Genomic DNA, 26,463 nt, shown 5'->3' with positions numbered 1-26,463 from the left:
CTCACTGTCGCGGGGAGATGTCTGTCCAGGTGCGGGTCCGGCCGGGGATTCCGCGCAGCCGTAAGTCCTTGTAGCGCTTCCACTTGGCTCGTTCGGCCGGGGTCGCGGCCTGCCATATCGCATCGCTCACCAACACCCGCCGTGGCGCTTCCTTCGCCACCGTCGTGAGGCGGGCCGCTTCGTTGACCGCGTCGCCGATGACGGTGAACTCGAGGCGGGTGTCGGCGCCCACGTCGCCCGCGAAGACCTGTCCGCGGGCGACGCCGATGCCGACGTCGAGTTCGCCGGTGGCCACCACCTCGTCGCGGATGCGGCGGGCGGCGCGCAGGGCGGGGGTGGCGTTGTCCTGGAGTGCGGAGGGCGCGCCGAAGATGCACAGGGCGGCGTCGCCGGCGAACTTGTTCACCAGTCCGCCGTTGTCCTCGGTGGCCGCGACGACGGTGGCGAGCAGCCGGTTGAGTTTGTGGACGAAATCCTCGGGGGCCATTTCGGCGGAGAGCTGCACCGAGCCGGTGACGTCGACGAACAGCGCCGAGACGATGCGCACATCGCCGGTGAGGTCGGAGCTGCCGGACAGGGCCCGTTCGGCAACCGTGGATCCGACGTGCCTGCCGAAGACGTCCTCGGTGTGCATCTGGTCGCGCAGGGTGGCGGCGAGTTCGTTGACCGAGTGCTCGAGGCGGCCGATCTCGCTCGCGCTGCTGACGGGCACCCGCACATCGAGTTCGCCGCGGGTGATCCGGTCCAGCGCCCGGTACATCGTGCGCATCGGCGTGGCCACCGAGCGCGCGAGCAGCGCGGTGGCCAGGGCGCCCACCCCGAACGCGACGATCGAGAACAACCACGCCGCGCGCACCCGGTCGGATGCCGGCGTGGTCGTGTCACTGAGGACGACGATGATGATCAGCCCCGGCAGCGCACTGGAAACCGCCCAGGTGACGAGCACCCGCACCAGCACGGTCGAGCTGGGATGCACGGTCGGCCCGAGCACCGCGGTGATGATCGGCACGGCCGGGCGGATCAGGCGGTCCAGGATCAGGTAGATCGCGCCCGCCGCCTCCAGCCCGCCGAGCGTGAATCCGGCCAGCAGCACGGTGATGTTGTGATAGTCGGTGAACCGGTCGACCAGCCACACGGTCAACGCGACGCCCGGTGTCCACAGGATGATCGCGCGCAGGGTGACCGCGGCGGGCAGCCGGATCAGGACTCGCGCTTCCTCCGGCGTCGGTTTGCGGTTGTCGTCGAGCCAGCGCATATACCGGCGCCGGTCGTAGAGCGCGATCCCGATCCCGAGGGAGAAGGCGAGCACCGGGTAGATCAGGATCAGTACCGCCGCGTCACTCCAGTCGTCGCCGATCCGGGTGAACACGCCACCCGCCCAGCTGACCAGGAAGATGGCCGCGACCCCGACCATGTTGGCGGTGATGACCACCAGCGCGAGTCCCCAGTAGGACTGCAGCGCCCACCGGACCAGCCGGTTCACCGCGCACGCCCGAGCCCGGCGCCCGAGGACGCCCGGGCATCACGAGCTGCGCTGACGGGTGACACAACTACCGAGCATAGAAGGCGCGCGGGTAGCGGCCACGCGCACGCGCCGTTCAGCCGAGCACGACCAGCCAGATCGCGATGTAGTGACACAGTGCCGCGACCACCGTCGCGGCGTGGAAGAACTCGTGGTGCCCGAAGTCGGGCCAGGGGTTGGGCCACTTGGTGGCGTAGAGAACAGCCCCCACGCTGTAGATCACGCCACCGACCGCGAGCAGCACCAGCGGGGCCACTCCGACGTTGTGCAGCAGCTCGGGGATCACCGGCACGATCGCCCACCCGAGCAACAGGTACAGCGGCACCCCCACCCACGCGGGCGCGGTAGGCCACAACAACTTCAACGCGATCCCGGCGATGGCCCCCGCCCACACCACGACCAGCAGGATCTGCCCGGTCCGCCCGGGCAAGCCGAGCAGCGCGAACGGTGTGTAACTGCCCGCGATGAACAGAAAGATCATCGAATGGTCGGCCCGCTTCATCCGCACCCGCGTCCGCACACTCGCCCAGGTGACCCGGTGATACACCGCGCTCACCCCGAACAGCGCGCACACCGAGATCCCGTAGAGCAATGTCGACCACCCGGCCGTCAATGACGTCAGGAACCCGAACACCACGAGCACCGTCACCGCGACAGCGGCGACCCCTACCGCCCAGGTATGAATCCAGCCACGGAACCGCGGCTTGATCACCGTGTCGATTCCAGTCAGAACAGCGTCCACGAAACCTCCCGCGCCATAACCTACGGTACCGTAGGTTGCGTCCCAACCGTACGTCAAACTCCCATCTCAACACCACAAACGTGCCTCTGGCCACACAAAACCCGACCAACTGAACTCGTAAGAACACGGGTAACTCCCCAACCCCGCCAAAACCTGCCTCCGGCCCGACCGCCGGTCCGGCACGAAACTTCCACCCACCCACGACCGGCAAAATTCCCGGAGAGGCGGGGGAGCGTAGGGTGCGGGCGTGGAGTTTCTTGGTCGGGTGCGTGGATTGCCGTACCGCATCTACGAAGCCAGGCTGTCGCAGCAGCTGGCAGACAAGCAGCACCCTCGCCACGTCGCCGTCATGTGCGACGGCAATCGACGCTGGGCGCGTGAGAACGGCTTCACCGATGTGAGTCACGGCCATCGCGTCGGCGCGTTGAAGATCGCCGAGCTCGTCGGCTGGTGTTCCGACCAGGGCATCGAGATGGTCACCGTCTACCTGCTCTCCACCGAGAATCTGCGCCGCGACCCCGAAGAGCTCGAGACCCTGTTCGAGGTCATCACCGATGTCGTCGAGGAACTGTCCGCGCCGGAGCAGAACTGGAGCGTGCGCATCGTCGGGTCGCTCGAGGGTTTCCCCGAGCTGATCGCCAAGCGGCTGCGGGTGGCCGCCGAGCGCACGAGCGGGCGCGACGGCGTGCACGTGAACGTCGCGGTGGGGTACGGCGGACGCCAGGAGATCACCGACGCGGTGCGCTCGCTGGTGCGCCAGGAGATCGCCTCGGGCGAGTCGGGTGAGGATCTCGTGCAGTCGATTACGGTCGACGCGATCGGCCAGCACCTCTACACCTCCGGCCAGCCCGACCCGGATCTGGTGATCAGAACCTCTGGTGAGCAGCGACTTTCGGGGTTCCTGTTGTGGCAGAGCGCCTATTCGGAGATCTGGTTCACCGAGGCGTATTGGCCGGAATTCCGGCGTGTCGACTTCCTGCGCGCGCTAAGGGATTACGCCGCGCGCCACCGCCGTTTCGGCGTGTGATGTCGTAGCCGTCGCGTACTCTGCGGTCAGTGGAACCCGAACAGCCTTCTTACATCAGCTATGAGGAATTCGGCAGGCGTTTCCTGGAATACGCCGTCTCCGAGCAACGCATCGCCGACGCGTTCGGCCAACTCACCGGAGCCGCTTTCGATTTCGGACCGATCGGGGTGGGGCCGGGTCGGCTGGCGAAGGTCACCGCGCAGGTGGAGCTCGCGCAGCCACGAATCCTGCGTTTCGTCGACGCCTTCATCTCCTTCGAACTGACCATCCCCCTGCACGTGGATCTCGTGCTCGATCTGGCGGTCGACCGGTCGCGTTTCCGGGTGGACGGCACCGTGCATCTGCATCTCACCGCGCGCACCGCCGACCCACTGCGGGTGGTCATCGACATCGCCGAGCCGCGTCCCGGCGATGTGCGGGTCAATGTCGCCAGCAGCTCCAAGCGTGGCGAGTTGCTGCGGGTGCTGGCCTCGGTCGACCACGAGATCCGCCGGTTCGTCGCCCGGTACGTCGCACAGGAGATCCGCAAGCCCGAGATCGCGGCGGTCCGCAATATCGACGTGGCGACCAGGCTCGACGCGGCCTGGAAGTTGTAGCGGAGTAAGCCCGATCCGGCGCGACCCCCGGCTAGGCTGCTGCCCGAGACCGGCCCGACGACACATTGCAGGGGTGTGAGCTGTGGGAATTGCGACGAAGGCGAGCGGATGGCGTGCGCGGATCGCGGTGCTCGGCGCGGTGTGCGGTGCCGTGGCGGTCGTCGCGGGCTGCGGTGGGGTCGACCAGCCCGCGCCGCCACGCCTGACGCCGGCCGAGGAGCAGGCCGCGAAGGGCGCGGTGTTCGCCTATCGCACCGACGCCGAGCTGGCGGTGGTGCACGGCGCCGAAACCGTGCGGGCACCGGGCAGTTTCGGCTACTCGTCGGCCGCGGTGGCATTCACCAGGGACGGGCAATACGCCTTCGCGGTGGAGACCAGCAGCAAGACGCTGGTCGCGTTGGGTGTGCGGGACCGGTCGGTGACGCGCATACCGTGTGACTGCACCGACGCGGTGGCGTTGCGTGGGTCGGTGGTCGGCTGGTGGCGGGAGCCGGGCGAGATCATGAGCATGGACCTGGCCGGTTCCGAGCCCGCCGCGCCCGAACGGGAGATCGTCCTGCCGGATTCGCCGAGCCCGCTGACCGGTGGCGCGTGGGACGGGGCCAAGCTGGTCGCGGCCACCGACGAATTCGTGCTGCTGGCCCGGGTCGAATCGCGCGGCCTGTGGTGGGAGAAGAGCCACCTCTACGCCATCGGCCCCGACGTCATCCTGCCGCTGGGTCGCGTGCCCGGCATCGACGCCGGACTCTCGGCCGCCGCCGGCCCCGATGGGCACACCTTCGTACTCGCCGGGGCGACAGCGCGCAGCGCGACCTGCGGCAGCGGCAATGTGGCGACCATCGACGCCGCCACCAACGGTGTCCGGGCCCTGCCCACACTGCCGGGTGAGTGCTCGGCGGCATACAGCCCGCGCTGGACCGCCGACGGTCCGATCTCGATCGCCACCCGTAAGTGGGCCGATGTCGTCGGCGCGCCCAGCATGGTCGACCGGTTGCAGTCGGCGGCGCAGGGGTGGGCGCCGGTCGGGGAGTACCCGGTGGTCGACATGCTCCCGCAGACGCACGCGCAGGAGTCGGTGATCGAGGTGGTCGCCGGTGAGCCCACCGACGCGCGCGGCACACCGCACGGGGTGTTGGTCGTCCACAAGGGCGATGCCCGTGAGGAATTGGCGACGCAGGTCGTCTCGCTGGGTGCGCCGACGGCCACCGGCTGAGCCGTGTCGGTGCGCAGGCGGATCAGAGCTTGCGCAGCCGCAACCTGTTGATCGTGTGGTCGGAGTCCTTGCGCAACACCAGGGTCGCGCGGGGGCGGGTCGGCAGGATGTTCTCCACCAGGTTGGGCCGGTTGGTCGAGTGCCAGATATCGCGCGCGGCCGCGGTGGCCTGCTCGTCGTCGAACGCCGCGTAGTGGTGGAAGTGCGCGTCGGGGTCGGCGAAGCCGGTCTTGCGCAACGCGAGAAAGCGCTGCACATACCAGTTCTCGATGTCCTCGATGCGGGCGTCGACATAGATGGAGAAGTCGAACAGGTCCGACACCATCAGTCGCGGACCGGTCTGCAGCACGTTCAGGCCCTCGACGATGAGAATGTCGGGCTGGCGAACACAGTGCTTCTCGTCGGGCACGATGTCGTAGGACTTGTGCGAATACACCGGCGCGCACACCTCTTCGGCGCCCGACTTCACCTCGGTGACGAATCGCAGCAGCTTGCGCCGGTCGTAGCTCTCCGGGAAACCCTTGCGGTGCATGATGCCGCGACGGATGAGTTCGGCTGTGGGATAAAGGAATCCATCGGTGGTCACCAGATCGACCCGCGGATGGTGATCCCAGCGCGCCAGCAGCGCCTGCAGCACGCGCGCGGTGGTCGACTTCCCGACCGCGACACTGCCCGCGACGCCGATCACGAACGGCACCTGCTTGTCGGGATGCTTCTCGCCGAGGAAGGTGGCGGTGGCGGCGAACAGCCGCTGCCGGGCCGCGACCTGTAGATGGATCAACCGGGCCAGCGGCAGGTACACCTCGGCGACTTCGTCGAGGTCGATCTGCTCGCCGAGACCGCGCAGGCCGGTCAGCTCGTCCTCGGTCAGTACCAGGGGAGTCGACTTGCGCAGCGTGCGCCACTGGCTTCGATCGAACTCCACATAGGGGCTCGGTTCACTCATCCGTGCCACCTACCCGACCCTCCGTCCGGGCGCATCCGCACAGCTTGGCTGCCCGTCTGGTGAGATCCGGGATAACTCTGACCGCATAGCGAGATTGTGCTCCGTGCTCGCTGCCCGCGCGCAACAGGGGGTTTGGCTACCGGTCGGTAACCAGCGACAACACCGAGGTAAGACGCCATTTTCCGATCGACCACGTAATGTCGGGCGGATGGGGTCACATCCACTTGTCACCGAATACCTGCGCCTTGGTTTGGCTTTCGATCGCCTCGAAGAGGGGTTCGTCGACGCCTACACCGGCGATCCGCAATTGCGCCGCGATGTCGAGAACGCGGCCGTCCCGGTGCCTTCCGAGCTGGCCCGGCGCGCCGTCGAGCTGCGCGCCGCCCTGCCCGATGCCGGGCTCTCGGCTCAGCGCACCGAATTCCTCGATGCCCACCTGGTGGCGATGCACTGTTCGGCGCGCAAGTTCGCCGGCGAGCAGATCGGCTTCGTCGACGAGGTCCGCGCCTACTTCGACGTCGACATCGCACCGGGTGACCCCGACGACTATCGCGAAGCGCACCGGCAGATGGACGAGGTGCTCGGCGGCGACGGACCGTTGGCCGAACGCGCCGCCGCCTACCGTCGCGGTGACGAGATCCCCCCGGAAAAGCTCGGTGCCTGTGTCGAAGCGTTCTCCGGCGCGCTGCGCGAGCGGGTGCGCGAGCGCTATCCACTGCCCGACAACGAGCACGTCACCTACGAGGTCGTCGGCGACAAGCCGTGGTCCGGCTTCAACTACTACCTGGGCAATTTCGCCTCGACGGTCGCGATCAACTCCGACCTCAAGCAGCACATGGGCAACCTCCCCGCGCTCATCGCGCACGAGGCCTACCCCGGTCACCACACCGAGCACTGCCGCAAGGAGGCCGGACTGGTCGCGGCGGGCGAGGACGAGCAGACGCTGTTCCTGGTCAACACCCCGCAGTGCCTGATGGCCGAGGGCCTCGCCGACCTGGCCCTTCGGTCGATCGTCGGGCCCGGCTGGGGAGTCTGGGCGCAGGAGATCTACGCCGACCTCGGCCTTCGTTTCGACGGTGAGCGGGCCGAGCGCTTCGCGACCGCGTCGGCGAAATTGCTGAACGTTCGGCAGGACGCCGCGCTGCTGCTGCACGATCAGCATCGCAGCGAGGACGAGGTGGCGCAGTTCCTGCAGCGGTGGATTCTGGCGACGCCGGAACGGGCGCGGCAGTCACTGCGGTTTCTGTCCTCGCCGCTGTGGCGGGCCTACATCAGCACCTATGTCGAGGGTTACCGCTTGCTCGGTGGGTGGCTCGACGGTGCGGTCGGCGCCCAGGATCGGGTCGAGCGGTTCGGGCGTCTGCTCGACGAGCCGCTGACGCCGGGGGCGATCCGGCGGATGAGTGTCGCTGCCGGATGACGGCGCGACAGCCGGGGGTGAACAGCGAGTTCGCGCGTTCGACGACTATCGAACCTGGTCAGATGGGCTGTGACCCCGGTCTCTCCGGTAGCGGCCGCGACGGTGTTGCGGTATCCCCGTGCTCGGCGCGCACACGGTCGGCAATAGACTCGCAGGCGTGACGCAGACGACCGCTTCGGTGAATACCCAGTCTCTCGGTGAGCTCGATCCCGAGTTGGCCGCCGCGATGGCGGGCGAGCTCGCCCGCGAACGCGACACCCTCGAGATGATCGCTTCGGAGAACTTCGTGCCGCGCGCGGTCCTGCAGGCGCAGGGCTCGGTCCTCACGAACAAGTACGCCGAGGGGTACCCGGGCCGCCGCTACTACGGTGGCTGCGAGGCCGTCGACGTGGTGGAGACCCTGGCTCGCGACCGTGCCAAGGAGCTGTTCGGCGCCGAATTCGCCAACGTGCAGCCCCACTCGGGTGCGCAGGCCAACGCCGCGGTGCTGATGGCGCTGATGAACCCGGGCGAGACCCTGCTGGGCCTCGACCTCGCGCACGGCGGTCACCTCACCCACGGCATGCGCCTGAACTTCTCGGGCAAGCTCTACGACGTCCACTCCTACGGCGTGTCCAAGGAAGACCACCGCATCGACATGGACGAGGTGCGCGACATCGCGCTCAAGGCCAAGCCGAAGGTGATCGTCGCCGGGTGGTCGGCCTACCCGCGTCACCAGGACTTCGCTCGTTTCCGTGAGATCGCCGACGAGGTCGGCGCCTACCTGTGGGTCGACATGGCGCACTTCGCCGGTCTGGTCGCCGCGGGTCTGCACCCCTCGCCCGTGCCGTACGCCGATGTGGTGTCCTCGACCGTGCACAAGACCCTCGGTGGTCCCCGCTCCGGTCTGATCCTGGCCAAGCAGGAATTCGCCAAGAAGCTCAACTCCGCGGTGTTCCCCGGTCAGCAGGGCGGCCCGCTCATGCACGTGATCGCCGCCAAGGCCGCCGCGTTCAAGATCGCCGCCACCGAGGAGTTCGCCGACCGTCAGGTCCGCACCCTGTCCGGTGCGCGCATCCTCGCCGAGCGTCTGACCGGCGCCGACGTGAAGGACAAGGGCGTTTCGGTCCTGACCGGCGGCACCGACGTGCACCTGGTCCTGGTCGACCTGCGTAACTCCGAACTCGACGGTCAGCAGGCCGAAGACGTCCTCCACGAGGTCGGCATCACCGTCAACCGCAACGCGGTCCCCTTCGACCCCCGCCCCCCGATGGTCACCTCGGGTCTGCGGATCGGCACGGCGGCGCTGGCCACCCGTGGTTTCGGCGACACCGAGTTCACCGAGGTAGCCGACATCATCGCCGCCGCGCTGGCGGGCACCTCCGATGTCGACACCCTGCGCGGCCGGGTGTCTCGCCTGGCCCAGAGCGTCCCGCTCTACCAGGGTCTCGAGGACTGGCGTCTGCTCGGCTGAGCCGAGAACTCTTGCCCGATGGCCCCTGTCAGCGCGATGCAGACAGGGGCCATCGTGTTGTCGGAACACACAAAATTCCGGTGAATCGCATACGGGCCTAATGGAATAGGGCATGGTCAGTCCGTATGGAATATCGACGTGCGCTGGCGCGTGAGGTCGGCGGGGAGGTGCACGCGTTCGAGTTGCTCTCCGAGGCCGAGGCCAAGGAGCTGATCGAACTGTTCCGCGCCGCGCGGGCCAACGAGGTGCGGGCGCTGCGCCGGGCTATCGACGCCGCGCTCACCGCGATGCCCGCTCCGCTGCGTAAGGTCTCGCGCAAGATCCTCTTCGGCAGCTGATGATCGAAACCGAACTCGAAGCTCAGACACAGCTCGTGGTGCTCGCGCGCACGCTGCAGGTGCCGCCGCAACACCTCGCACCGCTGGCGCGTCTCGGCGCGGTACACCTGTCGGCGATACAGCAGCAGATCCTGCGAGCACTGCATGCCGAGCACGCGGACACCTTCCGGCGGGTCGGTCCGATCGTGCCGATCTTTCCGGTAGGTGTGGGCGTCGCGCTCTTCGAGCGGGTGGTGCCGCCGGTGCTCGCCGCTCGATTCCTCGGCGCGGTCGGCGTCAAACATCCGCGGAAATGCGCGCAGGCGCTGTGCGCGGTCGACGCCGTCTACGCGGCCGACGGAGCGCCGTACCTCGACCCGAACGTCTTCGAACAGCTGATGCGATACGGCAGGCCGGAGCCGATCACCCTCATCATCAACGAGCTCCTGCGGCGTCGCGACTACGTGACAGCCGCGCGGTTCCTCTCGGTGGTGAACGAGCCGCTGATCGCGGCGTTGGAGCAGACCGTCCTCGATGACGCGGGCCTGATCTTCACCGCCGCCTACGCCTACCCGGCGCACACCTTGAGCCGGATCGTGCGGCAGTTGCTGGCAGGCCCGCGTCAGCGGGTGCCGGGCATGCTCCACACCGTCCTGGCGGGGCCGCCCACCCTGCATCACGCGATGCTCGCCCTGTTCTGCAAGGTCGACCCCGAGATCGCAGGCATCCTCGGCGACATCTTCTTCGGCCGCGGCACCACGCACGAGGTCGGCCGATTCCTGCTCACCGCGGTCAACCGGAACGCCTCGCCCGCTCTGCTCACCGTGATCGGCCGACTCGATCCCGTTGCCCTGTGGGCCTTGTCGACGAATCCGCAATTCGCCGACACCGACGTGCTCGGCGCGCTGGTCCGCTCGCTGGACGGCAAGGACGAAGCCGACCCGTGGCGCGGCCTGTTCGCCCTGTCCGCCCGCCTGAGCGAACCGGCCCGCCGCCACATCGCCGCCACCCTCGCCGAACTCGACGAAACCTCGGTAGCCGCCCTGCCCGCGCACGCCACCGACGCCACCTACTGGCCCGCTCTCCTGCAACTGCTCGCCGAATCCGAACCCGCCGCCCAGTCCAGAGTCGCCGCGATCTGGTCGCGCCTTCCTCCTGAATGGCAAGCAGGCATCGAACGCCACATCCACGAAAACCGCTACGACACCCGCCTGAGTCGCATCACCGACGCGCTCACCACCGTCACCCCCGAAGAAGTCTTCTTCCGTCGCCGCCAGCAGATCCGCCAGCGAGGAGAAGACCACTTCGCGTCGTGGTGAGCTCGCTCAGTTCACCACAGGGCGCAGGGTGCGGCCGATCCGGTCGATGACACCGGGCTCGTGGCCGTTGGCGATCAGGTTGATGATGACGCCGTCGATGCCGTGGTCGAGGACCCGGGCCTGGATCTGTTCGGCGACTTCGTCCGGGGTGCCGGCGAATTGGCGGTCGGCGACCGTGGCCCGGCGTTCGGCTTCGGTCAGCGTGGACAGGTCGACGCCGAGTCGGGACAGCATGTCGGCCTGGGTCTTTCGGGCACGGTCGCCGTCTTCGTCGACGATGGTCAGGGCGAGGAAGCTGGTCTCGAGGGTGGCGGGGTCGCGGCCCGCCTCCTCGCACCGCTGGTGCAGGGCGTCGAGTTTGCGCGGCAGTTCGGAGGCGTTGCAGATGATGTTGAGGTGGTCGGCGAAGCGAGCTGCCATGCCGAAGGTCTTCTTCTCGCCGCCGCCGCCGAGCAGGATCGGCAGGTCGTCGCGGATGCGTGGCTCGTTCATCGCGTTCTCGGTGTGATACCACTTTCCGTCGAAGGTGGGGCGCTGCCCGCGCAGCATCGGCGTGATGATCTGCAAGGCCTCGTCGAGCCGCTCGAACCGCTCGGTGAAGGTGCCGAATTCGAACCCGTACTGCTGATGCTCCAGCTCGAACCACCCCGCCCCGATGCCGAGCACCGCCCGACCACCGCTCACCACGTCGAGCGTGGTGACGGTCTTGGCCAGCAGGGCGGGATTGCGGTACGTATTGCCGGTGACCAAGGCCGACAACTGAATTCGCTCGGTCGCGGTGGCCAGGCCCGACAGCGCCGAGTACGCCTCCAGCATCGGCTCCTCGGGCGCGCCGATCAACGGCAACTGATAGAAGTGATCCATCACGAAAGCGGCGTCGAACCCCGCCCCCTCCGCCTCCCTGGCCTGCGCGATCACCGCGGGAAACAGCTCACGCACCGAGGACGTGTTGCTGAAGTTGGGCATCTGATAGCCGAGTCGAATGCTCATGTCGCCGACCCTATGACTTGGAGTGCACTCCAAGTCAAGGGCTGGGTCGAGTCACATCGACGTAACCGACGAAGCGCCCGACGGTAATAGACCCTGCTTACCCTTCCGGTGATTTCGTATACGAAAACACCACAGGAAGTTCGGTGAGCATCATGTCGGTCCAGTCGGTCTCAGTGCCCGATCAACTCGATTCGGCCGCGGAATATGAGCATTTACCAGTGCCTATGGCGGCGCGGCGAAGCACGCTGTCGGTCGCGGCGGTGTGGGCGGGTTTCCCGATGTGCATCGGCAACGCGGTCTTCGGTGGGCTGATCGTATTCAATCAGGGCATAGCTCTCGGCTTCTGGGCGATCCTGGTCGGCAACCTGCTGCTCTTCGGCTATGTCGGCGCGCTGAGCTGGATCGCGGGCAACTCCGGCCGGAACTTCTCGCTGCAGGCCGTGTCAGCGTTCGGACGACGCGGAAAGGTCGCCGCCGCGGGGTTTCTCGCAAGCGTGGTGATCGGCTGGTTCTCCTATCAGATCGGACTCACCGGCACGACCCTGCAGGGCGTGTTCGGCTGGAGTCCGCTGTGGGGCGCGCTGCTCGGCGCCGTCATCTACACCGCGTTGACGGTCGCGGGCATCCGCGCGCTCTCGGTGATCGGAATGATCGGCGCTCCGCTGTTCCTGGTGATGGCGGCGATCGCGCTGTACTTCGGCCTGCGCGACGGCGACGCGACGCTGAGTGGGGTGCTGTCCTACGAGGCACACGGCAACGCGCTCGGTTTCTGGGCGTGTGTCGGCATCGTGATCGCCGGTTTCGCCGACTCCGGCACGATGACGGCCGACTTCACCCGCTGGGCAGCCGACGGACGTAGCGCGGTGCTGGCCGCCGCCAGCGCGTTTCCGTTCGCCAACACCATCGCCTTCCTGGTCGGCGGGCTGGTCGTCGCGGTCGGCGGTGTCGGTGATCCCGGTACCGAAGGCGGCGCGTTCCTCGGTCTGCTCACAGGGCACGGCGCTCCGCTGACGGGACTCGCGGTGCTGTTCGTGCTCGCCAATCTGGGCTCGGTCGCCTCACACTGCCTCTACAACGGCGCCGTCGGCTGGTCGGGGATCACGCCGCTGCGCATGCGCGGGCTGGCGTTGGTCCTCGGCGGTATCGGCACGATCATCGCGTTGACCGGCGTGTGGAGCCGGATCGTGGACTGGCTGGTGCTGCTCGGGGTGTTCGTGCCGCCGATCGGCGCCGTGCTGCTGGCCGACCATCTGCTACGCAACCGACGTGGCTATGCGGCACTGGTCGATATCCGCTGGAGCGCTTTCGCCGCGTGGGCGCTGGGAGCTACGGCGGCGGGAATCGCGCACTACCGGCTGCCCGGCTCGGTCGACGCGGTGGTCGGCTTCGTCGTCGCCTTCGCGGTGCTGATCGGCGTGACCCTGGCCGTCGAAAGCCGCACGCGCATCGCTGAAGTGGATTCCGCGAAGGTGCCCGCGTGACAGCAGGGGAGTGGACCCGGTTCAGCGCGACCGAACTCAGCGCGCTGATCCGGGCTCGCGAGGTCTCCCCGGTGGAGGTCGTCGAGTCCGCACTCGCCCGGATGCAACAGCTCGACCCCACCCTGCACGCCTTCTGCACCCCGACGCCGGAAATCGCGCTGGCACAGGCGCATCGGGTCGCCGAAACGCTGGCCCACGGCGGTGATCCGGGTCCGCTGGCCGGGGTACCGATGGGGATCAAGGACCTGCTGAGTACCGCCGGGGTGCGCACGACCTCCGGCTCGTGGGTGTATCGAGACTTCGTTCCCGACGAAGACGACATCGTGGTCGAACGCAGTCTGGCGGCGGGCGCGATCTGCCTCGGCAAGACCAACACCTCCGAATTCGGGTACAGCGCAACCGGTGACAACCCGCTGTTCCCGACCACCCGCAACCCGTGGAACCCCGCACTCACTCCGGGCGGGTCCAGCGCGGGCTCGGCTGCCGCGGTGGCGGCGGAGATGGCGACCGTCGCACTCGGCAGCGACGGCGGCTGCTCGGTCCGGGTGCCCGCGGCGCTGTGCGGGCTGGTGGGGGTGAAGCCGTCCATGGGGCGCGTCCCGGTGTATCCGGGTTGCCGCGACGAACGACTACCCGGCGTATCCGGCTGGGAGAGCATCGAACACATCGGCCCGATCACCCGCACGGTCGCCGATGCCGCACTGATGTTGTCGGTGCTGGCCGGGCCGGATCCCCGCGACCGGCATTCGATTCCCAGCGGTGACGTCGACTGGCTCGGTGCCGCCGCGGCGGGCCGCGAACGCGACGACGCCGTGGCGGGATTGCGGGTGGGGTTCAGTGTCGACTTCGGTTATCTGGCAGTCGATCCCGAGGTTCGCCGGGTTGTCACCGCAGCGGTTACCGATGTCCTGGCCGACCGGCTCGGTTGTGTGGTGGAGGCGGTGGTGCCCGAGTGGCCCGATCCGGCCGATGCGTTCTCGGCACTGATCGTGGCCGAGACGGATCTGACCGGCATGCGCGCGATGATCGATCGGCACGGCCACCGGATGTCACCGCACCTGGTCGACTGGATGCGCGCACCGTGGACGGCACAGCAGTTCACCGACGCCAACATCACCCGCAAGGCGGTGGTGAATGCGATGACGCGCTTGATGACTCGCTGCGACGTGCTGGTCACCCCCAGCTCGGCGGTACCCGCGTTCCCGATCGGGGACCGCGGTCCCACCGAGATCGACGGGCGCCAGGTATCGGACTCGGCCTGGATCGGCTTCAACTACCCCGCCAACCTCACCGGCCAGCCCGCGGCGAGCGTACCCGCGGGACTGACCACCGATGGCCTGCCGGTGGGCTTGCAGATCATCGGCCGCCACCTCGCCGACGCCACCGTGCTCCGACTCGCTGCCGCGTTCGAACGCGCGGCACCATGGGCCCACCACCGCCCACCGTTCGACACCACGTCTTCTCACACCCCGACCAGCTGCGGATAGTCGATCAGGTCGATGTCGTTGGCGGCCTTGTCGCCGTATTTCATCATGAGGGTGAAGAAGCGGGAGCCGAGGAACCAGTTGCGGGCCCTGATGCCCAGGGCGGTTCTGGGTGCCAGGAAGGGGCCCGCGTTGGTGTTGCCCGCGATTTTGGCGTAGCGCTTCATGATCCGGTCGTAGTTGGCGAAGGCGGTGACGTGATCACCCGCGGCGGAGGCCAGTTCGCCCGCGAGGACGTAGGCGCCGACGATGGCGAGGCCGGTGCCGAAGCCCGCCAGGGTGTTTCCGTAGGCGGCGTCGCCGACGAGGGCGACGCGGCCCCGGGTGTAGGTGCCGTTCATCCGGACCTGGCTGATCGAGTCGAGGTAGACGTCGTCGAAGTCGGCCAGGTCGGCGAGCATGCGGGGGGCGTGCCATGCCATGTCGGCGAAGGTTTCGGTGATGATGCGGCGCTGGGCGTCGACGTCGTTGCGGGGATAGTCGCGTTCGGGGGCGGTGAACATGTACATCTGCTGGGCCTTCGGGCCGCCGTCGATGGCGAGTTTGCCCGGGGTGTTGTGGGCGGAGCCTGCCGCTTTGTCGCGGGGAGTGGCCGCGTCGCTCCAGCGGCTCGCGCCTGCGACGCAGTAGTAGTAGCCGAGGTGCGCCACGTAGTCGGCTTCGGGTCCGAACGTCAATTTCCGCACCCGCGAATGGATTCCGTCGGCACCGAGGACGAGGTCGAAGGTGCGGGGCGGGTTGTGCTCGAACCGCACGGCCACGCCGTCGCCGGTGTCGTGCAGTTCGGTGATGGTGTCGCCGAAGAGGTACTCGACGGTGTCGGCGGTCTTGTCGTACATGACCTCGGCCAGGTCGCCGCGCAGGATCTCCAGGTCGCCGCCGGTGAACTCGCCCGACATCACGCCGAGCTCACGGCCGTTGTCGTCGACGAAGACCAGGTCGGTGGTGCCGGTACGCCGGGCCCGGACCTCGTCGAGGATGCCCATCCGCTCGAGCACGGTCAGGTGGGTCCTGCCTTTGAAGTCCACCGCCTGACCGCCCGCCCGCAGCGCGGGGGCGCGCTCGACGACGGTGACGGAGAAGCCGTAGCGGTGCAGCCAGTAGGCGAGGGCGGGGCCGGCGACGCTGGCGCCGGAGATGAGGACAGTACGCATGACGCAACTCCTGAAAATCTGTGTCCGATGGAATCTGTATCCGATGGATGCAGATAAGAGTATGGTAGACACAGTTTCACGTCAAGACGATTTTCGAGAGGATGGGCAGATGCCGTCGCCGACCACCGTCGAGCTGCTGTGGGGGACCACGCAGCGCCCCAAGCGCGGGCCCAAACCCGCCCTGACCCTCGACGGGATCGTCGCCGAGGCCATCGCGCTCGTCGATGCCGAAGGGCTGTCCGCGCTGTCGATGCAGCGGTTGGCCGAACGCCTCGGCTTCACCAAGATGTCGCTGTACCGGTATGTGCCGGGCAAGGAGCAGCTGACCGCGTTGATGCTCGACACGGCGATGGGCGAGCCGCCGAACACCACCGGTGCGCAACAGAATTGGCGCTCAGGCCTGCGGGAATGGGGCAAGTCGATCTTCGAGCGCTACCTCGCGCACCCGTGGACGATCGAGCTCACCCTCGGTGTGCGCCCCTTCGGCCCGAACGAGATGGGATGGACCGAAGCCGCGCTCACCGCATTGGCGGGAACCGGCCTCACCGGCTCGGAAAAGCTGGACACGATCGTTTTGCTCAACGGTCACGCCCGCAACCTGGCCCAGCAGGTCGCGTCGATGAGCGGCGACGGTGAACTGCAGTTCACCGAGCAGTTCACCGAGATGATGACCGCCGCCGCGGGCCGCTATCCCGAGGTGCTGGCGGCCTTCACCGAGGAAGCCGCCGCCCCGGCGGGCAGCGGCGGTCCCAACGATGCCCTGCGATTCGGTATCGACCGCATTCTCGACGGGCTCGCGGTCCTGATCGATCAGCGAAACTGAGCAGACCCCTGGCCCGACCGCGCTCGGCACCCTAGGCTCATCGCATGACCGACCAGCCGGAACTGCCGGAGCCCGCTGTCACCATCGTTCGCGAATTCTTCAACGCACTCGAGCTCAGCGCGGTCGACGAGTCGCTGGATCTGCTCGATCCCGCGATCGTCTGGAAGAACGCCTCGCTGCCGACCGTGCGCGGCAAGAATCGGGTCGCCGCGCTGTTGCGCGGCCTGGATCGACCCAAACTCGGGTTCTCCGCGGAGATCCACCACATCGCCGCCGACGGCGACATCGTGCTCACCGACCGCACCGACTACCTGCACGTGGGCCCGGTGCGCATCGGCTTCTGGGTGAGCGGCACCTTCGAGCTGCGCGAGGGCCGAATCGTGCTGTGGGACGACCACTTCAGCAAGGGCAACGTCCTGCGCGGCGCCGTCGTCGGCGTGGTGAAAGCCATCACCGGCCGCTGAGCTATCCGTGCTCGCGCAGGTACTCCAGGTAGGTCGGGCGCAGCACATCGGCTAATTTGCCGTCGCCCGCGTGGAAGTAGTCGTCGAGCATCGGCAGCACGTACTTGATGTCGGCCGAGCTCTCGCCGAGGTCGCCCGCCTCGGCCTGGGCCGCCGGAATCGACTTGAGCAGTTCCCACAGGAACTTCACGTCGCCGTGTCGCACGGCTGTCTTCACCGCGCGATCGTGCAGTTCCTTCGACGACAGCTTCTCCAGATCCTGGTCATCGGCCATGGCATCGACTCTAGCCCTCGGTGGCGCACACGTGCCGGATCCGCCGCGACAGTGCCGGTTAACGACAAATTCACGGACACGTGCGCCGGTCCAGCAGCGCGGCTACGAATTCGGCGGTAGCGTCGGTGATGCGAGTCGCGTCGGTGTGATTCGTACGGGAGGTCCTGACCGTGACTGAGCTATTCAGTGCGAGAGGGCCGGCACCTGGCCCTCGGGGCGGTTGACTCAGCGTCAAACGCCCACAAGGACGGACCGGTCCAGCGAGATCGTTCGCGCGGGTGCCGTGCGAACACATAAGGAGCCCACCGTGACTGCTGCACGCTCCGTTTCCGCTTCCGCGAAGCACACGGCCTCGGCCTCGGCCTCGAGCAATTCGGCCTCGAAGAAAGGGGCTCGCCCCTCACGTTCCGGTCGCAAGACTTTCGTCGTGGACACCTCTGTACTCCTGTCGGACCCCTGGGCCGTCACCCGGTTCGGGGAACACAGTGTGGTCCTGCCCCTGGTCGTGATCAGTGAGTTGGAGGCGAAACGGCACCACCACGAGCTCGGCTGGTTCGCCCGCGAAGCTCTGCGCATGCTCGACGACCTGCGTGTGCAGCACGGCAGGCTCGACCAGGCGCTGCCCATCGGCACCGACGGCGGCACCCTGCAGGTGGAGCTCAACCACACCGATTCGTCGGTGCTGCCCGCCGGATTCCGTTCCGACACCAACGATTCCCGCATCCTGGCCTGCGCGCTGAACTTCTCGGCCGAGGGTGAGGACGTGGTACTGGTGTCGAAGGACATCCCGCTGCGCGTCAAGGCGAGCGCGGTCGGCTTGTCGGCCGACGAGTACCACGCGCAGGACGTGGTGACCTCCGGCTGGAGCGGGATGGTGGAACTCGACGTCGCGGGCGCGCAGATCGACCAGCTCTACAACGATGCGGTGATCGACCTCGACGATGCGCGAGAGTTGCCGTGCCACACCGGTGTTCGGTTGCTGGGCAGCAGCTCGAGCGCGCTGGGCCGGGTCACCGCGGACAAGCGGATCCAGCTGGTCAGGGAGCGGGAGGCCTTCGGGCTGCACGGGCGTTCGGCCGAACAGCGCATAGCCCTCGATCTGCTGCTCGACGAGAGCATCGGGATCGTGTCGATGGGTGGGCGCGCCGGTACCGGGAAGTCGGCACTGGCGTTGACCGCCGGACTCGAGGCAGTGCTCGAGCGGCGGACCCAGCGCAAGGTGGTCGTGTTCCGGCCGCTGTACGCGGTGGGCGGGCAGGAACTGGGCTACCTGCCGGGTTCGGAGAGCGAGAAGATGGGCCCGTGGGCACAGGCCGTCTTCGACACGCTCGACGGGCTGGCAAGCCGGGAAGTGCTCGAGGAAGTGCTCAGTCGCGACATGCTCGAAGTGCTGCCGCTGACCCACATTCGAGGTCGGTCGCTGCACGATTCGTTCGTGATCGTCGACGAGGCGCAGTCGCTCGAGCGCAATGTGCTGCTGACGGTGTTGAGCCGCCTCGGCACGGGTTCTCGGGTGGTGCTCACCCATGATGTCGCCCAGCGCGACAATCTGCGGGTCGGCAGGCACGACGGTGTGGCGGCGGTGATCGAAAAGCTCAAGGGCCATCCGCTTTTCGCGCACATCACACTCACTCGCAGCGAGCGCTCGCCGATCGCGGCGCTGGTGACCGAGATGCTCGAGGAGTACGGACCGAACGCGTAATCGTCGGCAATCGGGCCGCGTCGCGGCCGGAATCCGTTTGATTACCGCAAACAGTGGGTAATATCCGCTCCGACACCAATCCAGCAACGGCTCGGCGAACACTGTTCCGCCGGGCCGTTGCGGATGTCGGCCAGGCTCCATTCCGGGGGCACCCCCGGGGGGCCACTCGCGAGAGGATGGATATGAACCACTTCGCTCGACGTACTGCTGCCGGGAGCGCCGCGGTCCTGGCCGCGGCGGGTCTGCTGCTCGCTGCCGGCTGCAGCGATGACGACAAGGACAAGGCGAACGACGCCGTCGCCTCGGTGACCTCCGCGATCGGAGCCCCTGGTGGCAGCGCCACCACCGAGCCCGGGATGGGCGGGATGACCACCACCCCCGGTTCGGAAACCACCTCCGGTTCCGAGACCACCTCCGGCGCGGCCACCACCAGCGGCATGGCAGGCGAATCGACCACCGTCTCCACCCCGAACGGTGACATCGTCATCGCCGGCGAGGTGTACAAGAAGTACGTGGCGGCCGGCGGCGCGAGCAGCCCGCTCGGCGCACCGGAAGAAGCCCAGGAATCCGGCCCCGACGGCGGCGAGTACCAGGACTTCACCGGCGGCACCATCTACTGGAGCAAGAATACCGGCGCCTACATCGTGTGGGGTGACATCCGCGAGGCCTGGGAGGAGAACGGCGGCGCCAACGGCACGCTGGGCTACCCGACCAGCGACGAGAAGGACATCCCCGGAGGCAAGCAGAGCGACTTCACCGGTGGCACCATCACCTGGGTCAACGGCGAGACCACGGTGACCCCGAAGTAGTCGGGTCCCACGTCAGCGTCGCGCTCCGCCCAGCGCGGGGGCCCGGTTCACCCCGTGGGTCCCCGCGCTTGCGCACGAGGTACTAAGTTGTCGGGGTGCAGAAAACTTTGACCGACCGCGAGCTGCTGGATTCGCTCGCGGACGAGGTGGAAATCAACCTGCGTCGCCATATCGAGGTGGCCGAGGGCTGGCAGCCGCACGAGCAGGTGCCGTGGTCGGACGGGCGCAACTTCGCCTTCCTCGGTGGCGAGGACTGGACCCCGGAACAGTCCGAGCTCAGCGATACCGCCCGGCTCGCGCTGACCGTGAGTGTCCTGGTCGCCGACAATCTGCCCTCCTACCACCGTGAGCTCGGCAAGCACCTGCGCACCGGTCCCTGGTGGCGCTGGGTCGGCCGGTGGACGGCGGAGGAGAACCGCCACGAGATCATGATCCGCAACTACCTCATGCTCACCCGTGCGGTGGACCCGGTCGCGCTCGAGCGGGCCCGCATGCAGCACATGACCGACGGTTTCAACCGGCCGCCGATGCACCTGATCGACGTGCTGGCCACCTGCGCGTTCGAAGAGGCCGCCGCCGCGATCCGCCATCGCAACACCGCCGCGATCGGGGAGAACCCGATCGTCACCGCGATGGCCGAGAAGCTGGCCGCCGACGACGAACTGCAGGCCGAGTTCTTCGCCGTGCTCGTCGCCGCCGCCCTCGACCTGGTTCCCGACCAGGCGGTGCGCGCGATCGCGGATCGGTCCGCCGACTTCCGGGTGCCGCACGTGGATCTGCCCGGTGGCGGATCCAGCGACGAGGCGCTGGCCGAGGCGGGCATCTACGACCCCGCGAAGGAGGGCGAGCTGGTGTTCAAGCCGCTGCTGCAGCGCTGGAACATCTTCTCCCGCACCGACTTCAGCGAAGAAGGCGAAAAGGCTCGCGCGGAACTCGCGCCGTATAAATAGCGGCTGGGGCCGCGTGTTCGCGGCCCCGAGGGGCCGCCGGTCAGGCACCGCGGCTTGCTCCTTCGTCGCCTACGCCGCGGCACCTGACCGGCGACCCGGCCGCGAACGCCCCTCCTCGAGGTCGGGGGTGCGTGGCCGGGTTTCGTTTTACCGCGCCCGGTCGACGTCGGCCATCGCCAGCACGTCGAGCTTGCGATCGAGCTCTTCGAGCGACAGCTTGTCCGGGACGAGCCCGCGGTCGATGACGGTCTGCCGGATCGTCTTCTTCTCGCGCAGCGCCTGTTTGGCGACCGCCGCCGCTTCCTCGTAGCCGATGGCCGAGTTGAGCGGGGTGACAATCGACGGCGACGATTCGGCGAGGGTCCGCAGGTGCTCCTCGTTGGCGACGAGGCCGCTCACGCACTTGTCGGCGAACAAGCGAGAAACGTTGGCCAGCAGGCGAATCGACTCGAGCAGGTTGCGAGCCATCACGGGAATGTAGACATTGAGCTCGAACGCCCCGCTCGCCCCGCCGAACGCGATCGCCGCGTCGTTGCCGACCACCTGCACCGCCACCTGCGTAACCGCCTCGGGCAGAACGGGATTCACCTTGCCGGGCATGATCGAGCTCCCCGGCTGCAAGTCCGGCAGCTGCAATTCGCCGAGCCCGGTGAGCGGGCCCGAACCCATCCAGCGGATATCGTTGGCGATCTTGGTCAGGCTGACCGCGATGGTGCGCAGCGCGCCGGAGGCCTCGACGAGTCCGTCGCGCGCTGCCTGGGCCTCGAAATGATCATGCGCTTCGCGCAGCGCGTCGATTCCCGTGGTACGCACCAGTTCCGCGACGACCTTCGCGCCGAATCCGGCGGGCGCGTTGAGTCCGGTGCCCACCGCGGTGCCGCCGATCGGCAACTCGCCGAGGCGCGGCAGGGTGGCCATCGCGCGCTCGATACCCGCGGCGATCTGGCGGGTGTAGCCGCCGAATTCCTGCCCGAGTGTCACCGGCACCGCGTCCATCAGGTGAGTGCGGCCCGACTTCACCACGGTGCGCCACTGCTGCGACTTGTCGAGCAGGGCCAGGCGCAGATGGTCCAGCGCGGGAACGAGTTCGGTGATCACGGCCTCGGTGGCGGCCAGGTGGGTCGCGGTGGGGAAGGTGTCGTTGGAGGACTGCGACATGTTCACGTCGTCGTTGGGGTGCACGCTCACCCCGTTGCGTGCGGCGATCGAGGCGATCACCTCGTTGGCGTTCATGTTCGAGCTCGTGCCCGAACCGGTCTGGAACACGTCGATCGGGAACTGGTCGTCGTGCTCACCGTTCGCGATCTCGCCCGCCGCGGCGATGATCGCGTCGGCCTTCACCGGATCGAGCAGGCCCAGATCCTTGTTGACCTGCGCGCAAGCGGCTTTCAGCAGGCCCAGCGCCCGGATCTGGGCGCGCTCGAGCCCTCGCCCGCTGATCGGGAAGTTCTCGACGGCCCGCTGTGTCTGCGCCCGCCACAGGGCGTCGACAGGGACGCGAACCTCTCCCATGGTGTCGTGCTCGATCCGGTACTGCCCGTCGTCGTCAGCCATAGTTCGACCCTAGGACGAGAACACCGCGAATGGTGGCCACACACCAGCGCGAAATCCCACATCCGCGGCAGGAATACTCGCCGGACTCAGTCGGCGGGCCAGACCGCGCGCACCTCGCCGGCGAAGTCCCTGGCTTGGGTGTGACCGGCCAGTGCGGCGCCGTGCACGCGCTGCGGGTCGAGCTCGTTGGGGCCGATGGCCTTGCGCGCGGCTTGGTCCGGATGGATCACCGTGACCCTGGCCGAGCCGAGGTGGGCGAGCTGGGTGGAGATCTTTCCGCTGCGGCGCGGGGTGAGAATGTTGGACGCGAGGCCCACGATCCGGTCGTAGCCCTTCGCCAGATCCAGATTCAGCGGGGAGCGGACCCCACCGTCGAGGTAGTGGTGCCCGTGACACGACGCCTCCGGCCAGGCGAACGGGATCGCGCAACTGGCGTTGACCGCCTCGGCGAGTGAGACGTCGCTGTCGCGGTCGAAGACCTTCAACACGCCGGTGTCGGCGTCGACCGCGGTGATCCACAACGGCTGCGTCGGCCACACCTGCTCGGGTAGGCGCGAGGACACCGCGGCCAGCCGCAGCACGGGATCGATCGTCGACTTGCCGCGCGAAGCGTTCGCGACCCGGCGCGCCGCGGTGGTTTCGCTGGGCGCGGTGCCCGCGACGAATGCCCACCTGGCCAACTGCTTGACCGAGAGCCGGTTCGGAATCTCGGAGTTGAGTCGCCCCAGCTGCCGCTTGTAGAGCTCGTCGGTCGAGAGCTTGCTGCGGATTTGCGCCCCGACGACCGCGCCCGCGGAGGTGCCGATCACGAGATCGGCCGACCGCAGGTCCACCCCGGCCTCGGCCAGTCCGGCGATCATGCCGATCTGCCAGCCGATACCGGCGATTCCGCCGTTGCCGAGGACCAGGGCGGTGCTGGGCGCTGCCATAGTTCGACTATAGGGACGCCCAGCCCCGGATCACGGTAGCGGCGGGTTCGCGCTGTCGTCGCCGTCGAAGTCGACCGAGGAGTACTCGCGCAGCTTCGTCAGACGGTGGTAGGCGTCGATCATGCGGACGGTGCCCGACTTGGACCGCATCACGATCGACTGGGTCGACGCGCCGCCGCCGTAGTAGCGCACGCCGCGCAGCAGGTCGCCGTCGGTGACGCCGGTGGCGCAGAAGAACACGTTGTCGCCGGAGACCAGGTCGGTGGTCGAGAGCACGCGGTCCAGATCGTGGCCAGCGTCGATCGCCTTCTGACGCTCTTCGTCGTCCTTCGGCGCGAGCATGCCCTGCAGCTCGCCGCCGAGACAGCGCAGCGCGGCCGCGGCGATGATGCCCTCGGGGGTGCCACCGATACCGACCAGGATGTCGACGCCGGACTCGGGACGCGCGGCGGCGATGGCGCCGGCGACGTCACCGTCGGAGATGAGGCGGATGCGGGCGCCCGCGTCGCGTGCCTGCTGGATGGTGTCCTCGTGGCGGGGACGGTCCAGGATGCAGACGGTCAGGTCGGACACCGACAGCCGCTTGGCCTTGGCCACGCGGCGGATGTTCTCGCCGATCGGGGCGGTGATGTCGATCGAGCCCGCGGCATCGGGGCCGACGGCGATCTTGTGCATGTAGAACACCGCGGACGGGTCGAACATGGCGCCGCGCTCGGCGACCGCGAGCACCGAGATGGCGCCGGGGGAGCCCTTCGACATCAGGGTGGTGCCGTCGACCGGGTCGACCGCGAAGTCGACCTCGGGACCGGTGCCGTCGCCCACGAGCTCACCGTTGTAGAGCATCGGCGCTTCGTCCTTCTCGCCCTCGCCGATGACGACGATGCCCTTCATGGACACCGAGCTGACGAGCTGACGCATGGCGTCGACCGCCGCGCCGTCGCCACCTTCCTTGTCGCCACGGCCGACCCAACGGCCACTCGCCATCGCGCCTGCCTCGGTGACGCGGACCAGCTCCAGTGCGAGGTTGCGATCGGGTGCCTCGCGGCGGCTGGGGACGGGCGAGGTGGGCGTCATTGCGGAGTGCCTCCTTGGCGTTGGTGATACGGGGGCATTGTCGCATTTCGAAACGGCACGCTCGTGCACGACCTCCTGCGACGACCCCTGGGCGGCCTGGTCAGGGCTCGAGTGGATACTGGTAGCCGTGGCACAGACCAAGCACCGCATTTTCAACGACTACCGCGATCTGTTCTGGTCGTTGATCCCGTTGGTGCTGGCCGCGGTGGTATTGGCCGGGGTGGCGAGCCAGTGCACGGTGGCGACGAACGGCCCGACGCAGGGTCAGATCCCGCATTTCGACGCCGACGCCGCGCTGACCTCCGACGCGAAGACCCTGTCGTTCCCGATCCGCAAGCCGGCGTTGCCGCAGGGCTGGGTGTCGAACTCGGGCAGCCGCGACACCATCGCCACCGCGGGTGGCGGTGCCGTGAGCACGGTCGGCTACATCACGCCGCAGGGCACCTACATGCGGTATTCGCAGACCGACGCCTCCGAGGAGGCGCTGTCGCGGCAGCAACTCGGCTCCCGCTATCCGACCGGAACGCAGGAAGTGGCCGGGCAGAAATGGGTCGTCTACTCCGAACCGACCGAGGAAACCGGCTGGATCGCCGACCTCGGCGGCGTACGGATCCTGATCACCGGCGCGGGCAACGAGGCCGCCTTCACCACGCTCGCGACGGCGATCACGACAGCTCAACCGCTGGCGAAGAAGTAGCCTCAGCTGAGTCGGTAGGACCAGCCGCTGTTGGGTAGCGCGGTCGAGGTGGTGATGGTGTCCTCGGCATCGTCGGACTTGCCCTGGGCCAGGAGGCCGTAAGGGTCGAATTCACGTTTGGCGGCAGCCTCTTTCGGGCCCCACGGCTTCATGCCGCCCGCGCCGAGGACGGGCGTGTGCGAGTTTGCGATGAACAACCCCGCCCGCTGCAACCGCTCGGTGGTCGCCGCCAAGTGCTCCTGGCTCTCGAAGGCGAAGACCGGTGAGCCCTGACACGACAGACCGCCGTCGATCCGCTTCATCTCCACATGCAACGGCCCCAACTCCGCGAATTCACGGTGGACGCCGACGATCGACTCGTACAGATCCCGCTGCGGGAACAGGGCCATCAGCCCGGTGAGCTCGTTGTTGTGCCGCTGGTAGCGCAGCATCGAATGGCCCCAGGTGAACTCGTAGAGGGGCGAACCGTAGCTGCCCTTGCCCTCGAGGCAGCGGTACCGGATCCGGCCGCCGTTGTCCTGCACCAGATCCTCCACATTCGGCACCGACTGGACGGCGGCCATCAGCAGCACCATCGACTCGCCGTCGGGAATCAACCCGGCGAGTTCGGGGAAGTACTGCGGGAGCGGATGCGCATGGGGCGAAACCACTTTCGTGAGCACACCGTCGCTGCGGCAGATGTCGACCGAGAAGCGGGCCGCCTGCGCGAAATCCGGGAACGAGACGACCAGTTCGTGCCACTCCCAGGCCGGGGCCACCGGCAGTTCGACCTCGGTGATGATCCCGTTCGCGCCGTACGCGTGGTGCACGGTGTTCACATCGCGCCCGCGCAACTCGATCAGCCGCGGGTGCTCCTCGACCGTCATCACTTCCAGCGCGGTGATGTTGCCGGTATCGCGCAGGATGCCCCAGCGACAGCTGCCGATACCCGCGTGCCCACCCGCGATGTAGCCGCCGACAGTGGCCTGGTGCGCCGTCGATGGATGCATCCGCAGCTCCCAGCCGGACGGGCGGATCGCGGCGTCGATATCGGCCACGACGGTGCCTGCGAGCGCCCGGACCGTGGTCGGCACGCGCCTGCCGGGTTCGCCGTGCCAGCCGATGACGCCGGTGAGGGCGGTGACATCGATCACCGCGCCACCACGCAGCGGCACACCCTGACCGAACTGCCCGGAACCGGCCCCACGCACGGTGACCGGGATGCGATGACGCGCGCAGGCGGCCACCGCGGTACGCAACTCGTCCTTGTCGCGCGGCGCGATGAAGATCTCGGCATTGCGCCCGCGCAACAGGTCTCGCAGGACCGGACTCTGCGCGAACCGGTCACGGCTCTTGGTGCGCAGCTTGCGCGTGTCGGTGGAAAACGTGATGGGACCCAGGTCGGCGCGCAGGCTCGTCAGCGAATCGGTGGGTGACATCGGCCGTACTCCGTCATTCGAACTCTCCGTGCGTCGCGCGGAGGGCGATCCCTCGTCGGACCGACCGAGCAACAGCGTGCCCGGCCGGTGTTTCGCGGCGGTAAA

General features: G+C 68.0%; 25 protein-coding genes. 15 read left to right on the top strand and 10 right to left on the bottom strand.

From position 1 onward, the window contains the following. Position 1: 1 nt before the first annotated feature. Positions 2-1,483: an adenylate/guanylate cyclase domain-containing protein gene (locus tag ACFVJ5_RS25680; RefSeq protein ID WP_379223755.1), complete on the bottom strand. Its 1,482-nt coding sequence runs from the start codon at positions 1,481-1,483 to the stop codon at positions 2-4. A gap of 115 nt (positions 1,484-1,598) precedes the next feature. After that, positions 1,599-2,264 carry a hemolysin III family protein gene (locus ACFVJ5_RS25675; RefSeq protein ID WP_379223753.1) on the bottom strand — a complete coding sequence of 222 codons (666 nt, stop codon included), beginning with the start codon at positions 2,262-2,264 and terminating at the stop codon, positions 1,599-1,601. A gap of 247 nt (positions 2,265-2,511) precedes the next feature. Here ACFVJ5_RS25675 and ACFVJ5_RS25670 point away from each other — a divergent pair, with 247 nt between their 5' ends. The 3 genes from ACFVJ5_RS25670 (at position 2,512) to ACFVJ5_RS25660 (ending at position 5,100) form a co-directional block, all read left to right on the top strand. Next, complete coding sequence (locus tag ACFVJ5_RS25670; protein WP_266293063.1) at positions 2,512-3,291, top strand: isoprenyl transferase; 780 nt, start codon at positions 2,512-2,514, stop codon at positions 3,289-3,291. A gap of 29 nt (positions 3,292-3,320) precedes the next feature. Continuing rightward, entirely contained in the window at positions 3,321-3,887 is a 567-nt protein-coding gene (locus ACFVJ5_RS25665) for a hypothetical protein (protein WP_101465874.1), read from the top strand. Between the two features lie 82 nt (positions 3,888-3,969). After that, positions 3,970-5,100 (top strand): hypothetical protein, encoded by a 1,131-nt coding sequence (locus tag ACFVJ5_RS25660; protein WP_379223751.1) that lies wholly within the window; start codon positions 3,970-3,972, stop codon positions 5,098-5,100. Between the two features lie 22 nt (positions 5,101-5,122). On the opposite strand, the gene coaA is transcribed toward ACFVJ5_RS25660, so the two are convergent. After that, the gene (gene coaA / locus ACFVJ5_RS25655) at positions 5,123-6,055 is read right to left on the bottom strand and encodes a type I pantothenate kinase (RefSeq protein ID WP_101465876.1); all 933 of its coding nucleotides are present in this window, start codon (positions 6,053-6,055) and stop codon (positions 5,123-5,125) included. A gap of 199 nt (positions 6,056-6,254) precedes the next feature. On the opposite strand from coaA, the gene ACFVJ5_RS25650 reads away from it, so the two are divergent. The 4 genes from ACFVJ5_RS25650 (at position 6,255) to ACFVJ5_RS25635 (ending at position 10,555) form a co-directional block, all read left to right on the top strand. Next, complete coding sequence (locus ACFVJ5_RS25650; RefSeq protein WP_379223749.1) at positions 6,255-7,466, top strand: DUF885 domain-containing protein; 1,212 nt, start codon at positions 6,255-6,257, stop codon at positions 7,464-7,466. A gap of 157 nt (positions 7,467-7,623) precedes the next feature. Beyond that, positions 7,624-8,919, top strand: coding sequence for a serine hydroxymethyltransferase (glyA, locus tag ACFVJ5_RS25645; protein WP_101468461.1), 1,296 nt, complete (start codon positions 7,624-7,626; stop codon positions 8,917-8,919). A gap of 125 nt (positions 8,920-9,044) precedes the next feature. Then, positions 9,045-9,257: a hypothetical protein gene (locus ACFVJ5_RS25640; protein WP_379223747.1), complete on the top strand. Its 213-nt coding sequence runs from the start codon at positions 9,045-9,047 to the stop codon at positions 9,255-9,257. Then, positions 9,257-10,555 (top strand): hypothetical protein, encoded by a 1,299-nt coding sequence (locus ACFVJ5_RS25635; RefSeq protein ID WP_379223745.1) that lies wholly within the window; start codon positions 9,257-9,259, stop codon positions 10,553-10,555. Before ACFVJ5_RS25640 ends, ACFVJ5_RS25635 begins: the two co-directional genes overlap by 1 nt. Before the next feature lie 6 nt (positions 10,556-10,561). Here ACFVJ5_RS25635 and ACFVJ5_RS25630 read toward each other — a convergent pair whose 3' ends face one another. Beyond that, positions 10,562-11,545 (bottom strand): LLM class F420-dependent oxidoreductase, encoded by a 984-nt coding sequence (locus tag ACFVJ5_RS25630; RefSeq protein WP_379223744.1) that lies wholly within the window; start codon positions 11,543-11,545, stop codon positions 10,562-10,564. A 224-nt stretch (positions 11,546-11,769) separates the two neighbouring features. Between ACFVJ5_RS25630 and ACFVJ5_RS25625 the strand changes: the two genes are divergently transcribed. Beyond that, positions 11,770-13,026, top strand: a complete 1,257-nt coding sequence (locus tag ACFVJ5_RS25625) for a purine-cytosine permease family protein (protein WP_379223742.1) — start codon at positions 11,770-11,772, stop codon at positions 13,024-13,026. After that, complete coding sequence (locus ACFVJ5_RS25620) at positions 13,023-14,513, top strand: amidase (protein WP_379223740.1); 1,491 nt, start codon at positions 13,023-13,025, stop codon at positions 14,511-14,513. Before ACFVJ5_RS25625 ends, ACFVJ5_RS25620 begins: the two co-directional genes overlap by 4 nt. Here ACFVJ5_RS25620 and ACFVJ5_RS25615 read toward each other — a convergent pair. Continuing rightward, a complete protein-coding gene (locus tag ACFVJ5_RS25615) occupies positions 14,489-15,664 on the bottom strand; it encodes an FAD-dependent monooxygenase (protein ID WP_379223738.1) in 1,176 nt (391 codons plus the stop codon). The genes ACFVJ5_RS25620 and ACFVJ5_RS25615 overlap by 25 nt on opposite strands. A 109-nt stretch (positions 15,665-15,773) precedes the next feature. On the opposite strand from ACFVJ5_RS25615, the gene ACFVJ5_RS25610 reads away from it, so the two are divergent. Both ACFVJ5_RS25610 and ACFVJ5_RS25605 read left to right on the top strand, forming a co-directional pair. Then, positions 15,774-16,487 (top strand): TetR/AcrR family transcriptional regulator, encoded by a 714-nt coding sequence (locus ACFVJ5_RS25610; protein ID WP_379223736.1) that lies wholly within the window; start codon positions 15,774-15,776, stop codon positions 16,485-16,487. Between the two features lie 44 nt (positions 16,488-16,531). Further along, complete coding sequence (locus ACFVJ5_RS25605) at positions 16,532-16,951, top strand: limonene-1,2-epoxide hydrolase family protein (RefSeq protein ID WP_358108024.1); 420 nt, start codon at positions 16,532-16,534, stop codon at positions 16,949-16,951. Between the two features lies 1 nt (position 16,952). Here ACFVJ5_RS25605 and ACFVJ5_RS25600 read toward each other — a convergent pair whose 3' ends face one another. Further along, on the bottom strand, positions 16,953-17,225 hold the full coding sequence (locus ACFVJ5_RS25600; protein WP_379223734.1) for a hypothetical protein: 273 nt from the start codon (positions 17,223-17,225) through the stop codon (positions 16,953-16,955). A gap of 307 nt (positions 17,226-17,532) precedes the next feature. Between ACFVJ5_RS25600 and ACFVJ5_RS25595 the strand changes: the two genes are divergently transcribed. The 3 genes from ACFVJ5_RS25595 to ACFVJ5_RS25585 all read left to right on the top strand — a co-directional run bounded on the left by ACFVJ5_RS25595 (position 17,533) and on the right by ACFVJ5_RS25585 (position 20,686). Further along, positions 17,533-18,927, top strand: a complete 1,395-nt coding sequence (locus tag ACFVJ5_RS25595) for a PhoH family protein (RefSeq protein WP_379223733.1) — start codon at positions 17,533-17,535, stop codon at positions 18,925-18,927. A 182-nt stretch (positions 18,928-19,109) separates the two neighbouring features. Further along, on the top strand, positions 19,110-19,736 hold the full coding sequence (locus ACFVJ5_RS25590; protein WP_379223731.1) for an esterase: 627 nt from the start codon (positions 19,110-19,112) through the stop codon (positions 19,734-19,736). Positions 19,737-19,831: 95 nt separating this feature from the next. Further along, complete coding sequence (locus ACFVJ5_RS25585) at positions 19,832-20,686, top strand: acyl-ACP desaturase (RefSeq protein ID WP_379223730.1); 855 nt, start codon at positions 19,832-19,834, stop codon at positions 20,684-20,686. Positions 20,687-20,833: 147 nt separating this feature from the next. Here the strand turns inward: ACFVJ5_RS25585 and ACFVJ5_RS25580 are convergent, their stop codons facing one another. The 3 genes from ACFVJ5_RS25580 to glpX all read right to left on the bottom strand — a co-directional run bounded on the left by ACFVJ5_RS25580 (position 20,834) and on the right by glpX (position 24,243). Beyond that, positions 20,834-22,240 carry a class II fumarate hydratase gene (locus ACFVJ5_RS25580; RefSeq protein ID WP_379223728.1) on the bottom strand — a complete coding sequence of 469 codons (1,407 nt, stop codon included), beginning with the start codon at positions 22,238-22,240 and terminating at the stop codon, positions 20,834-20,836. A gap of 86 nt (positions 22,241-22,326) precedes the next feature. Then, complete coding sequence (locus ACFVJ5_RS25575) at positions 22,327-23,169, bottom strand: patatin-like phospholipase family protein (protein ID WP_379223726.1); 843 nt, start codon at positions 23,167-23,169, stop codon at positions 22,327-22,329. A gap of 30 nt (positions 23,170-23,199) precedes the next feature. After that, complete coding sequence (gene glpX, locus ACFVJ5_RS25570; RefSeq protein WP_378636334.1) at positions 23,200-24,243, bottom strand: class II fructose-bisphosphatase; 1,044 nt, start codon at positions 24,241-24,243, stop codon at positions 23,200-23,202. 127 nt (positions 24,244-24,370) lie between these two features. Between glpX and ACFVJ5_RS25565 the strand changes: the two genes are divergently transcribed. Next, positions 24,371-24,940: a DUF4245 domain-containing protein gene (locus tag ACFVJ5_RS25565; protein WP_379223724.1), complete on the top strand. Its 570-nt coding sequence runs from the start codon at positions 24,371-24,373 to the stop codon at positions 24,938-24,940. Positions 24,941-24,942: 2 nt separating this feature from the next. On the opposite strand, the gene ACFVJ5_RS25560 is transcribed toward ACFVJ5_RS25565, so the two are convergent. Then, on the bottom strand, positions 24,943-26,358 hold the full coding sequence (locus ACFVJ5_RS25560; RefSeq protein WP_379223722.1) for an FAD-binding oxidoreductase: 1,416 nt from the start codon (positions 26,356-26,358) through the stop codon (positions 24,943-24,945). Between the last annotated feature and the right edge of the window lie 105 nt (positions 26,359-26,463).

Origin of the sequence: Nocardia sp. NPDC127606 (genome assembly GCF_042671725.1) — a bacterium.
Taxonomy (GTDB): Bacteria; Actinomycetota; Actinomycetes; order Mycobacteriales; family Mycobacteriaceae; genus Nocardia.
The sequence above is the reverse complement of the archived record's forward strand: the minus strand, read 5'-3'. Positions and strand labels throughout refer to the sequence as shown.